At 41.9% G+C, this 10,264-nt stretch carries 15 protein-coding genes; 5 read left to right on the top strand and 10 right to left on the bottom strand.

Features of this window, described 5'->3' with window-relative positions:
* Positions 1-240: bacteriohemerythrin (locus tag TH606_RS07625; RefSeq protein WP_197460530.1), on the bottom strand; the 240-nt coding region annotated here is incomplete at its 3' end.
* Between the two features lie 145 nt (positions 241-385).
* On the opposite strand from TH606_RS07625, the gene ahbD reads away from it, so the two are divergent.
* Positions 386-1,468 carry a heme b synthase gene (gene ahbD, locus TH606_RS07620; RefSeq protein ID WP_068542579.1) on the top strand — a complete coding sequence of 361 codons (1,083 nt, stop codon included), beginning with the start codon at positions 386-388 and terminating at the stop codon, positions 1,466-1,468.
* Between the two features lie 14 nt (positions 1,469-1,482).
* Here the strand turns inward: ahbD and TH606_RS07615 are convergent, their stop codons facing one another.
* Positions 1,483-1,821 carry a hypothetical protein gene (locus TH606_RS07615; protein WP_068542577.1) on the bottom strand — a complete coding sequence of 113 codons (339 nt, stop codon included), beginning with the start codon at positions 1,819-1,821 and terminating at the stop codon, positions 1,483-1,485.
* A gap of 223 nt (positions 1,822-2,044) precedes the next feature.
* On the opposite strand from TH606_RS07615, the gene waaF reads away from it, so the two are divergent.
* The 3 genes from waaF to waaC are packed head-to-tail and all read left to right on the top strand — an operon-like array spanning position 2,045 to position 4,583.
* On the top strand, positions 2,045-3,049 hold the full coding sequence (gene waaF / locus TH606_RS07610) for a lipopolysaccharide heptosyltransferase II (RefSeq protein ID WP_068542575.1): 1,005 nt from the start codon (positions 2,045-2,047) through the stop codon (positions 3,047-3,049).
* Positions 3,046-3,591 (top strand): D-glycero-beta-D-manno-heptose 1,7-bisphosphate 7-phosphatase, encoded by a 546-nt coding sequence (gene gmhB, locus TH606_RS07605; protein ID WP_068542573.1) that lies wholly within the window; start codon positions 3,046-3,048, stop codon positions 3,589-3,591. Before waaF ends, gmhB begins: the two co-directional genes overlap by 4 nt.
* A complete protein-coding gene (waaC, locus tag TH606_RS07600; RefSeq protein ID WP_068542571.1) occupies positions 3,588-4,583 on the top strand; it encodes a lipopolysaccharide heptosyltransferase I in 996 nt (331 codons plus the stop codon). Before gmhB ends, waaC begins: the two co-directional genes overlap by 4 nt.
* Here the strand turns inward: waaC and TH606_RS07595 are convergent.
* The 3 genes from TH606_RS07595 to ybgF are packed head-to-tail and all read right to left on the bottom strand — an operon-like array spanning position 4,580 to position 6,947.
* A complete protein-coding gene (locus TH606_RS07595) occupies positions 4,580-4,978 on the bottom strand; it encodes an Hsp20/alpha crystallin family protein (protein WP_068542569.1) in 399 nt (132 codons plus the stop codon). The two genes, waaC and TH606_RS07595, sit on opposite strands and share 4 nt — an antisense overlap.
* Before the next feature lie 12 nt (positions 4,979-4,990).
* Complete coding sequence (locus tag TH606_RS07590; RefSeq protein ID WP_068542567.1) at positions 4,991-6,124, bottom strand: ABC transporter substrate-binding protein; 1,134 nt, start codon at positions 6,122-6,124, stop codon at positions 4,991-4,993.
* A complete protein-coding gene (gene ybgF, locus TH606_RS07585) occupies positions 6,102-6,947 on the bottom strand; it encodes a tol-pal system protein YbgF (RefSeq protein WP_068542565.1) in 846 nt (281 codons plus the stop codon). Before ybgF ends, TH606_RS07590 begins: the two co-directional genes overlap by 23 nt.
* Before the next feature lie 142 nt (positions 6,948-7,089).
* On the opposite strand from ybgF, the gene TH606_RS07580 reads away from it, so the two are divergent.
* Positions 7,090-7,935, top strand: a complete 846-nt coding sequence (locus tag TH606_RS07580) for a transposase (protein ID WP_068542564.1) — start codon at positions 7,090-7,092, stop codon at positions 7,933-7,935.
* 64 nt (positions 7,936-7,999) lie between these two features.
* Here the strand turns inward: TH606_RS07580 and atpE are convergent, their stop codons facing one another.
* The 5 genes from atpE to TH606_RS07555 form a co-directional block, all read right to left on the bottom strand.
* Positions 8,000-8,350, bottom strand: coding sequence for an ATP synthase F0 subunit C (gene atpE, locus TH606_RS07575; protein ID WP_068542562.1), 351 nt, complete (start codon positions 8,348-8,350; stop codon positions 8,000-8,002).
* Positions 8,351-8,430: 80 nt separating this feature from the next.
* Complete coding sequence (gene atpB, locus TH606_RS07570; RefSeq protein ID WP_068542560.1) at positions 8,431-9,177, bottom strand: F0F1 ATP synthase subunit A; 747 nt, start codon at positions 9,175-9,177, stop codon at positions 8,431-8,433.
* 3 nt (positions 9,178-9,180) lie between these two features.
* A complete protein-coding gene (locus tag TH606_RS07565; RefSeq protein ID WP_068542559.1) occupies positions 9,181-9,603 on the bottom strand; it encodes an ATP synthase subunit I in 423 nt (140 codons plus the stop codon).
* On the bottom strand, positions 9,600-9,836 hold the full coding sequence (locus TH606_RS07560) for an AtpZ/AtpI family protein (protein WP_068542558.1): 237 nt from the start codon (positions 9,834-9,836) through the stop codon (positions 9,600-9,602). The genes TH606_RS07565 and TH606_RS07560 overlap by 4 nt, the downstream gene beginning before the upstream one ends.
* Positions 9,837-9,930: 94 nt before the next feature.
* Positions 9,931-10,263 carry a TIGR02266 family protein gene (locus TH606_RS07555; protein WP_068542557.1) on the bottom strand — a complete coding sequence of 111 codons (333 nt, stop codon included), beginning with the start codon at positions 10,261-10,263 and terminating at the stop codon, positions 9,931-9,933.
* Between the last annotated feature and the right edge of the window lies 1 nt (position 10,264).

The following is a 10,264-nucleotide window of genomic DNA, read 5'->3' as shown; positions in this document are numbered from 1 at the left end:
CTGCGGACACAGTTGACGAAACACTATGTTAATTTCTTGCATTACTTTCTCTTCATCTAGAAAGTGATTTTCGGCATAATTAACCATCTTTATTAAAATGGCGTCAATTACATTTTTAGGACAAGAAGAATTAACCTTTTGAATCATGAGATTAAGAAGATTAACTAACTCTTGGTGTTGTCTGTCAATCTTTGAATGGCCGATGCAATAACAAGGTTTCCATAAAACAGCTTCTACCATACGAGCCCCCTTAGGCCCGCCCCAACTCCCCCAAATCTTATATAGATTTTCGGATTAAAAAAATTTTTTCTTAAATTTTGCAGGATTTTGCCTGTCCCCCAGTTTTTATGTTATGTTTAAAGCGTTTTATAAGGAGGTCATTGTTATGCATCATAAACATCCAAGTAGCCAGGAAAAATTCGTGCCAAGACTTGTGGCCTGGGAACTTACTAGGCATTGCAATCTTGACTGCGTTCACTGCCGGGCGGCTGCCAGCCGCGGGCCGTATCCAAACGAACTCACCACTGACGAATGCTTCCGCATATTGAAAGAGATAAAAGAAGTTGGTAGCCCCATCATCATTTTAACAGGAGGAGAACCCCTCTTAAGAAAGGACATCTTTGAAATAGCTGAAGAGACCTCCCGCTTGGGATTCAGGCCGGTTATGGCTACCAACGGCACTCTTATAACTCCAGAGATTGCTCAAAAAATGAAAGAAACCGGTATTGCCCGTGTTTCCATAAGCCTTGATGGTGCAACAGCAGAATCACATGATAATTTTCGTAAAGTAAAGGGAGCTTTTGATGGAGCACTAAAAGGCATCGCCATCTTAAAAGAAGTAGGCCTTCCATTTCAAATCAACACCACTATCACCGAAGTTAACGTTGAAGAAGTGCCAGCCATTTTAGACCTGGCCTTAAAACTTGGCGCCGTAGCCCATCACATCTTCTTGTTAGTACCGGTGGGGCGTGGCAAAGAAATGGCAGAGCAGGCCCTTACCGCTGAAAAATATGAAAAAGTGCTTCACTGGTTTTATGACCAAAGGAAAAAAGTCCCTGAGGGCTTTCACCTTAAAGCTACCTGTGCGCCGCATTATTATCGTATTTTACGCCAGCGGGCTAAAGAAGAAGGCCAATCGGTCACCTTTGAAACTTTTGGCCTTGACGCCGTTACCAGAGGCTGTCTAGCAGGCACTGGATTTTGTTTTATTTCTCACCAGGGAGTGGTTCAACCCTGTGGTTATCTGGAATTAAATTGCGGAGAACTCAGAAAACAAACTTTTCCAGAAGTTTGGTGGAATTCTAAAGTTTTCAAAAATTTAAGAAACTTTAAAGCATATAAGGGTAAATGTGGAAGATGCGAGTATGTCCGTGTTTGTGGGGGTTGCCGGGCCAGAGCTTACGAAGCCACTGGTGACTATTTAGCCGAAGAACCTCTTTGCTTATACGAACCAAAGAAAGGGGGATAGCACCCCCTTTCTTTTTATTCAAAGTATTTTTCTTCAATTTCAATGCCAGCTTCTTTCAAACGCTCATAATCTTCCTTTAGAAGGGCATTGGCCAAATTTCTATTGGCCAATTCTTCCTCAAAGCTTTCGGTGGGAAAACCCATAGCGTAAAACCTTTCCACTTTATAAGTTTGACCATCAACTTCAAACTCAAAAATGGCACCAAGAATATAAGCCTCTTTTTCCTCAAGAATTTGGGCTTCAGGATGAATTTTTAAAACAATGGGCCGTTTAAGAAGGGTAACCTTAGCTTTTACCTTTTTGCCCTGTTTGGCCATTTCTACGATCTGAGCTAAACGGTCTACTCTTTCCATATTTTTACCTCCTGAATTTTTTAAGAGAGATAGGTATTGCTCCCTTCAAGGTCAAGTTCAGGGACAGGCAAAATTACTTTGCCAGTCCTTTAGTTCTAAGTAAAATAGAGACATGAATGAATTTTTGCTTGAGATGCTGGCTATAGGGATTTTTGTAGGCCTGCTCTGGGCTTATCTTGAATGGCGAATCCGAAAATGACTTGTTTCTCTTTCAAAGACCTGTATGTTTTCTCTTATGTCTAAACCCTTTCCAAAAGAAGGACATTTATTACTTCGTTTGCCCAACTGGATTGGTGATGCCGTAATGGCTTCACCGGCATTGATTAATCTAGCCCATTATTTTGACCAAATTTCCTTAATTGCCAGGCCTCATGTACTGGAGCTTTTTAAAAACTTTCCAAAGCTCGGGAACCTTTACGAAATATCTTCTTCTAAAAAGGCCTCCTGGCAACTGGCTCAAAAAATAAAAAATAGATACCCTGCTGGCATTTTGCTCCCTAATTCTTTCTCTTCGGCCCTTAATTTTTTCCTGGCGAGAGTCAAAGCCAGAGCAGGTTATGCTACTGATGGACGAAGCCCTCTTCTTACTCATCGTGTTCCTAAACCAAAAGATAAATTACACCAGCGTGATTATTATTTACATCTTTTATCTGCACTTGGTTTTGAAATAACCTTTCAAGAGCTAACTTTGTTTTTACCTAAAGAGGCCCAGGAAAAGGCCCTTAATTTCTTGACTAACTTACCCCGGCCCTGGGCTGGCCTTGCTCCAGGAGCAGCCTTCGGACCAGCAAAACAATGGCCCATCGCCCGCTATCGAGCTCTGGCTTACCATTTAAGACGTCTGGGTTACTCAATTTTGGTTTTAGGTGGAAAGAAAGAGAAAACAGCGGGAGACAAAATAGTTAAAGACCTACCCAGGGCAAGGAATTTATGTGGGCTCCTTAACCTGGCCGCTTCTGCCGGTGTGATAGCCCGTCTTGATCTTTTTGTCAGCAATGACTCTGGCCTCATGCACGTGGCAGCAGCTCTAAAAATACCCCAGGTGGCCATTTTTGGTTCTACCAGTCCTGAAGCCACCGGTCCTTTGAATCCACGAGCCATAGTAGTTTCCTCGAAAGTTCCCTGTAGCCCTTGTTTCTCACGTTCCTGCAATAAAGGTTACGTATGCTTTGAAAAAATATCGGTAACCCAGGTTTTAGAGGCCTGTCAGCAGATAAGCCTATTATGAGACCGGTAATTTTTCTTGATAGAGACGGCACTATCAACGAAGAGGTCAACTATTTGAAAGATCCCAAGGATTTTCACCTGCTGCCAGGTGTTCCTGAAGCCATTAGCTTATTTAACCAGGCAGGCTTTGCCGTGGTAGTATTAACTAATCAAAGTGGAATAGCGAGAGGATATTTCTCCCTGGAAACCCTTGAGGCCATTCACCAGAAGATGAATCAAGAACTTTCCAGTCAAGGGGCTTTTCTTGACGGCATTTATTTTTGCCCTCATCATCCAGAAGAAAATTGTGAATGTCGCAAACCCAAACCCGGCCTGGCTAAGTTAGCGGCTAAAGAGCTTGGTCTTGATCTTTCCCGCAGCTACGTAATAGGAGATAGGACCTCTGACATTGTGTTGGCCAAAAATATCGGAGGCAAAGGGATTTTAGTTCTTACTGGCTACGGCCGTCAGGAATTGTTGCAAACCATCCCGACTACTGGTATCAAACCTGACCTAATAGCCGAAAATCTTTTGGACGCAGCTAAAAAAATAATAAAAAAATGAAGGTCTTAATAGTTAAATTATCTTCGCTGGGAGATATTATTCACGCCCTCCCTGTATTATCAGCCCTTAAAAATAACGGGGCGCAGATAGACTGGATAGTTGAAGAAGAATTCTCGAGCCTCCTTCAAGGGCACCCTTATATTGACCGCCTTCTGGTCTGGCCGCGCAAACGAGTATTGCAAAAAATTAGACAAAAAAATCTTAATGCTATAGTTCTATGGAAAGATTTGCTACAACAACTTAGAGCCAAAGATTATGACGTAGTTATTGATTTACAAGGGCTTTTAAAAAGCGGTATTCTAGTAAGCCTGGCCAGAGGAAGATGTAAAATTGGTTTTGCCAACCACCGTGAAGGAAGTACCTTTTTTTACAACTTCAAGCTCCCCCCCTATGACCCTGATGAACATGCAGTCTTGCGCTATCTTAAAGTGTTAAATTATATGGGCCTATCAGCTAAAGAAATAGAATTTCCTCTACCCCCGCTCCCACCTCTTGAAGATTTGCGGAAAAGATTTGGGCTACCTAAAAAATATGCAGTGCTTATCCCCTGCACGCGCTGGCCTACTAAATACTGGACCAGAGACGGCTGGAAAAAGTTAAGCCAGTTTTTAGAGAAACAGGGCTTTTTGCCGGTTTTCGTAGGTTCTTCAAAAGATAAAGACTATGTTAAAAGCTTGCTAAACGGGAACCCTGGTTTATCTCTTTGCGGGAAAACTGACCTCAAAGAACTGGCTTCCGTCCTCAAGGGGGCCAGGCTGGTAATCTCGGTGGATACCGGCCCCTTACACCTGGCGGCGGCTTCTGGCCCACCTGTAATTGCACTCTTTGGCCCCACAGCCCCCTGGCGCACAGGCCCCTTTGGTGAAAAACATGTAATTTTGCGTGGTGAAATAGCTTGTAGCCCTTGTTTTCAAAAAGAATGTAGCGATAGGCGCTGTATGAAAAACCTGACTCCTGAAAGGGTTTTAGAATTTGTTTCTAAAATAGTTTAATGGCCTTTTTTAGGAAGAATAATTTTCAGTAATCCATCCTCAAAGGCGGCTTCAGCCCCTTCCGCTGTTACGACAAAGGGAAGACGAATCAGCCGTTCAAAGGGCCCATACTCACCTTCTAGCTGGTACACTCGCCCCTGTTTTATAGGTAAATTGCGGTAACCACGAACATAAAGGAAATTACCATCTAAACGGATTTCAAATAAGTCTCTATCTGCTCCAGGGCAATTAACCATAACCACTACTGCTTGTGGCACTTCAAATATATCAACTGGCGGGAACCAGCTTTCCTGCCTAGGAAGACAACTATAAAAAAACATTTCGGCTAAATAAGTAAACTTTTGCCGGTGTAAATTACCAAGCCCTTCACTCCAGATAATTTTTATAATAGCCATAACGGCCCCCCATCAAAAAATACTTCTTTGTGGTCTGCAGATAGCCCCAAAATTAAAACCATTATATTGAAAAACCCCCAGACTAGCAGGCAATAACCCGTAATGATCATCTGGAGATAGAAAATAAATTCCCGTAAGCCCTTTAACAAGGCCTAATTTTTCCATGGCTTTTACCCAGTTTCTGTAGCCACCCTTTCTAATACTTTCTTTGAGAAAAATTAAAGCGTCGGTATAGGCAGCAAAGTATATATTATCAGCCAGGTTATATTGTTTTTTATAGACAAGCCAAATGTTTAATAAGGTTTTATCCCCGGGGAAATTTTTCCCTTGATAGAAAAAGCCTGGCCCCACAAAGGGTAAAATAAAAAAATTTGTTCTAATAAAATACCCATCAGCTAACATATGGGAAAAATAAACTGGTAAGGCGTAACTGCTTCTACGTATATTTTTTGCCACTCTGAGACTTGATTCAGGAGGAGCCCAGCAAATTATAGCTTCACAATCAAGCATGTCCTCAAGGTGGGGCGTAATATCAGTATCATAAAGGCCAAAATAACGTTTTTTAGCAATCTTTAAGGCATATTCTGTGGCATAGGCGTAAAGCCATTTTTCTCCTTCACGCCCTAAAGGGTCTCGCGTTAAAAGAAGACCTATTTTTTGGACACCCCTTTTTTTTAGACAACGGTAAAGGGCCTTTACCGCCACACGGGTAGAAATTCCCGTTCTAAAAACCGGGCCAGGAGGGGTTCTTAAATATTTAATGGGATTAATTTCTCCTGAAGTGACAATGACTGGGATTCCATAAAGACGAGCTTCCCTAACCAGAGGCTCCGCACAACCAGGAACTACTGGCCCGATTATCACGTCCACCTTTTCCCAAACAGCTTGTTCTACTACTTTTTTAATATGAGAAGGTTTACCTTTAGAATCCAGAAAGATAAGGTCTAAATAAATATTTTGACGAACAAGATTGTAGTTTAGCTCTTCTAACCAGTATTTAAGTTGTTGGCCCAGGATATAGTGTTTGCCTGATAAGGGAAGTACAACGCCTACTTTTATAGCTGCCCAAACAAAAGATTGGGATAAAAAGAAAAAAAGAAGAAGAAAAATGGCGATTTGTATTTTATTTTTTACCAAGTTTTGCAAGGTATTTCCTGGCTATACGAGCTTGTTCAGTACGAGGGTATTGTCTTACCAGCTTTTTAAATACTATAGCAGCCGCTTCGGTATCCCCTAGGCGCAAGAAAGCAAGGCCCTGTTTCAGAAGAGCAGCAGGAACCTTAGGACTTTTAGGATATTCGTCTATTACTTTTTGATACTGCAAAATAGCCTCTTCGTAAAGCTTACGCTGATAAAGGCATTCACCTATCCAGAAAAGGGCATTAGGCGCTCTTTTGCCTTTGGGATATTTTTTGAGGTATTCTTCAAAGGCAGCCTGGGCCTCTTCGTATAAACGCTTTTTAAAAAGGTTTAAGCCCTTTTGATACAAATCTTCTTGGGAGGCAGACTTTGGTTTTTGGGACTTTTTTGAAGTTCTCGCAGGAGTGGCAGAAAGCTTTTCTTCCAGTTTTTGAAGCCTGGCCAGAATTTTGTTTTGAAATTCATGTAAATTTTCTCGATCTTGCTGCTGCAAATAAAGAAGTTGCTCTATTTGGCCACTAAGACGGAGTTGCTCAGCCTGAAGTCTATCTATCTCGGTACTCAATTCAGCCTGGCGTTTAGCAAGTTCTTCCTGCCTTTCAATGGAAAGCTTTTCAGCTTTCTTTTGCCAGGAAGCCTGGCTTTTGCTTAGACGAGCTACCTCCTTTTCCAGGGCTGACAGGCGAGATTCAAGAGAATCTAGCCGAGAATCAAGATTATAAATTTGGGCGTTTAACACCTGAATGTCTTGTTGCTGAGCAACACAGCCAGAAAGAAGAAAAAGAACGAATAAAATAGGAAAACATTTCTTTAAGGGAATCATATCCATATTTGTATCTTCGTATGATATCAGCGTCAAGGCGTCAAGTTCAAAAATTAAAAAGGGACAGGCGAAAAAATTCAAGCCCTGATCAAACATGTACGATGTTAGATAAAGGGACAGGTGAAAAATTTTAGTAGGAGGGTTTGTTATGCCAAGAATTCCTCGCTTACTTATCAGTGATCCCAAAGCCGCTTATCACGTCATTTCCCGCACCGCTCTGCCTGGCCACAACGTCCTCGGCCTTGAAGAAAAAGACCACCTGCTCCACCTCATCCGCTGGCTCTCTCAGGTCTATTTCGTGGAAGTCTATGGCTTCGCCATTATGGGCAATCACTTTCACCTTCTCTGCCGCATGCTCCCTGAAAACCAGTTCTCCGACGAAGAAGTAAAACAGCGCATCAGGCTTTACTACGGCCAGAAGCGCAAAATCTTCTTTTACGAAGAGCTAATCAAGAAGTGGCGGGCAAGGCTAGGGAATCTTTCTCGCTATGTGCAGGAGATAAAACAGCGCTTCTCTCGCTGGTACAACAAGCGTGTTGAAAGAAAGGGCTATTTCTGGGCTGACAGGTTCAAGTCCGTAATAGTAGAAACCGGTGAGGCTTTGCTCAATTGCCTGGCTTACATAGAACTTAACCCGGTGCGGGCGGGGATAGTGGAGAAGCCGGAGGACTACCGCTGGTGTTCGCTGGGATACAGGGCAAGAAAAGGGACAGGCGAAAACTTCCTTTCGCTTAATTTCGGGCTTGCCAGTTGGGAAAAGAAGACGGAGAAAGAGAGGCTTAAACTTTTGCAAGAGTTTGTTTATGGGAAAGGCGGCCTGGACAAAACAAAAAGACTCAGTGACACCAAAAAATTTAATTATAGGATACGTTATTTTACAGAAAGCCTCATTATAGGCTCAAAAAAATTCATAAACGAAGCAAGAATAAACTTTAAGAAAATTTTTCCAAAAAAGAAGACAAAAGTAGCATTAAGTGAACTATATCTATTATAACGAAACAAAAAAGCCGTGAAGGTCTTCCCCCCACGGCTTTAAACTCAACTATTAGGTAGTCTGATTAAGCGCCAATGAGCGCCATGTAACCAGGGAGCTTAGCGAATACGAGGTAAAAGCTCAACACGAGAGCATAAAGGGTCAAAGCTTCGATAAAAGCGAGACCCAAAATCATGGTAACGGTGAGCTTACCAGAAAGCTCAGGGTTACGAGCAATACCTTCACAAGCACCACGTACGCAGTGCCCCATGCCAACACCACAACCACTAGCAGCAACACCGATACCCAAGCAAGAACCAAGAACTACCATCCCTAAAAAGCCATTACCAAGAGCAGCCTGAGTACCTTCAGCAGCAAAAGCCATAGCTACTCCGGTAAGAAGGAAAAGAACCGCAAGACTCAAAACCTTTTTCATAACCTACTCCCTCCTTAAATAATTTTATATATTTTTCCTGTTTGTGGGATGCAAAGGGCCTCTCCGCACCCCTACCCTTCTTAGTGATGCTCCTCAACAGCTCCGGCAAAATATGCTAGAGAAAGCGTTATAAAAATGAGCATCTGGATAAAGGCCACCAATACACCAAGCAAAAGAATTGGAAGCGGTGCAAAAAATGGACCGGCCAAAAAGAGCAATATTCCAATTAAAAGTTCCTTAGCCATCATGTTGGCAAAAAGTCGTACGGAAAGAGAAATAACTCGACCAATGTGGCCAAAGATTTCCGCCGGGGCAATTAGAGGAATTAAATAAGGAATTGGCCCTAGAAACTGTTTGAAATACTTAAGCCCCTGAAAACGAAGCCCTAAAAAGTGATAATAGACAATAGTAATCAAAGTTAAACCCAGGGTAACATTGATATTGGCAGTTGGAGCCATAAAACCAGGGACAATCCCTATGTAGTTACAGAAAAGAATATAGACGGCAAAACAGACAATCAACGGGAAGACGTAAGGAACAAGGTTAAGCTTTCCAGAGGAAGGAACATTGCTTTTGGTGTAATCATAAAGGGATTCCAGCACGAATTCCCAGAAGTTCTGGGCCCCTTTAGGAATAAACTCCCGTTTTTTAAGCCCGGCAATAATAAGGACTATTATCAAAATACAGACAAAATAGCTGTGAACCATGTGAGGCGCAAAGATTTGCGCAAGAATACCGTATTGTTCAGCATGTTCATAATAATGCCAGCCTGAAGGAATACCCAGAAGCTCTAATAGAAAACACAGGAACAGTAACGGATGTTCCATAACCTAGCCCTCCTTAAATTTTAGCCAGAAATTACGCCCTATTTCCCTAAAAAAGCAAAGTAGAATATTCATGATAATAACCGAAATACCCACTATAAACGGTAAAGGCTTAATAATTTGGACTTTTATCACAAAAAATAACACAATCGCGGTGGCTATCAGCCTGAGATAGTATTTGAAAAGATATACACGAGTAGCCCGCGAGGCCGTCTGATGGCCTGAGGCCACACTTTGAGCAATAGATTTTACGTCCTTATGAAGGGACTGAAAATTTAAAAGGGCTATAGCTCCCCCTACCAGCACACTAAGCCCCTCTGCCCAGGAAGCGGTCACCATATAGAACAAAACCGCTATCCCTAACAATAAAAAGCAAGTCCATATTTTAAAACGTTTTAAAAATTCTTCGTTTGTCTTAAGCCTTATCATTTTTTTTCGTTTTTGAATCTTCTTCTGGTCATAACGAAAATGTTTTTAATTCCGCCGGCAATACCAAAGGCCGCACAAATTATAGTAAACCACGGCGAAGTCTTACCATTAAAAATTTTCTCATCTATAAACCAGCCGGTAATTACTCCTGCTGCCACTGAACCTCCTACAGCCAGGCCAACGGTTAAAAAATCACCCAGCAGGCTTAAAAAATAACGCATCCCCTCTTTCATAAACGACTTTTCCTTAGCACAGAGGGACCAAAGAGTCAATTTTCAAATATGAGCAATTAAAAAAGGGAAACAGAGAAAATAGGAGCAAAAAAGCCTAAAAAGCTTTTAACTTTCTAACAACTTTATTGATTTTTTCTTTATCTTCGTTGGAAAGGCCTTGAAAACTCACTCCCATGCCTGGTGGATTTTTGTTTACTCCTTGAAGGTTGGTATGCCATTCTACCTGCCCTTTAACTCTGATAGGCTCTTCCAGAAAGGGTAATTTAAATTCAATGGTTATCTCGGTTCCTACATCTAAAGGATTTTCGGTCTTAATAAAGATGCCGCCTTCACTTAAATTTTCGGCAAATTCGTTAAAAAGGGCCTCAGGGGTGCTATAATCAACACGAAAGACATGTTTTACCCGCTCGCTTTTTCTTTTTTCCATA

It is taken from the genome of Thermodesulfatator autotrophicus (assembly GCF_001642325.1).
Lineage (GTDB): Bacteria > Desulfobacterota > Thermodesulfobacteria > Thermodesulfobacteriales > Thermodesulfatatoraceae > Thermodesulfatator > Thermodesulfatator autotrophicus.
The sequence above is the reverse complement of the archived record's forward strand: the minus strand, read 5'-3'. Positions and strand labels throughout refer to the sequence as shown.

Excerpts from the sequence above, each read along its gene's own strand:
- ahbD (WP_068542579.1), top strand. The coding sequence starts at position 386 with ATGCATCATAAACATCCAAGTAGCCAGGAAAAATTCGTGCCAAGACTT.
- TH606_RS07615 (WP_068542577.1), bottom strand. The coding sequence starts at position 1,821 with ATGGAAAGAGTAGACCGTTTAGCTCAGATCGTAGAAATGGCCAAACAG.
- waaF (WP_068542575.1), top strand. The coding sequence starts at position 2,045 with ATGTTTTCTCTTATGTCTAAACCCTTTCCAAAAGAAGGACATTTATTA.
- gmhB (WP_068542573.1), top strand. The coding sequence starts at position 3,046 with ATGAGACCGGTAATTTTTCTTGATAGAGACGGCACTATCAACGAAGAG.
- waaC (WP_068542571.1), top strand. The coding sequence starts at position 3,588 with ATGAAGGTCTTAATAGTTAAATTATCTTCGCTGGGAGATATTATTCAC.
- TH606_RS07595 (WP_068542569.1), bottom strand. The coding sequence starts at position 4,978 with ATGGCTATTATAAAAATTATCTGGAGTGAAGGGCTTGGTAATTTACAC.
- ybgF (WP_068542565.1), bottom strand. The coding sequence starts at position 6,947 with ATGGATATGATTCCCTTAAAGAAATGTTTTCCTATTTTATTCGTTCTT.
- TH606_RS07580 (WP_068542564.1), top strand. The coding sequence starts at position 7,090 with ATGCCAAGAATTCCTCGCTTACTTATCAGTGATCCCAAAGCCGCTTAT.
- atpE (WP_068542562.1), bottom strand. The coding sequence starts at position 8,350 with ATGAAAAAGGTTTTGAGTCTTGCGGTTCTTTTCCTTCTTACCGGAGTA.
- atpB (WP_068542560.1), bottom strand. The coding sequence starts at position 9,177 with ATGGAACATCCGTTACTGTTCCTGTGTTTTCTATTAGAGCTTCTGGGT.
- TH606_RS07565 (WP_068542559.1), bottom strand. The coding sequence starts at position 9,603 with ATGATAAGGCTTAAGACAAACGAAGAATTTTTAAAACGTTTTAAAATA.
- TH606_RS07560 (WP_068542558.1), bottom strand. The coding sequence starts at position 9,836 with ATGAAAGAGGGGATGCGTTATTTTTTAAGCCTGCTGGGTGATTTTTTA.
- TH606_RS07555 (WP_068542557.1), bottom strand. The coding sequence starts at position 10,263 with ATGGAAAAAAGAAAAAGCGAGCGGGTAAAACATGTCTTTCGTGTTGAT.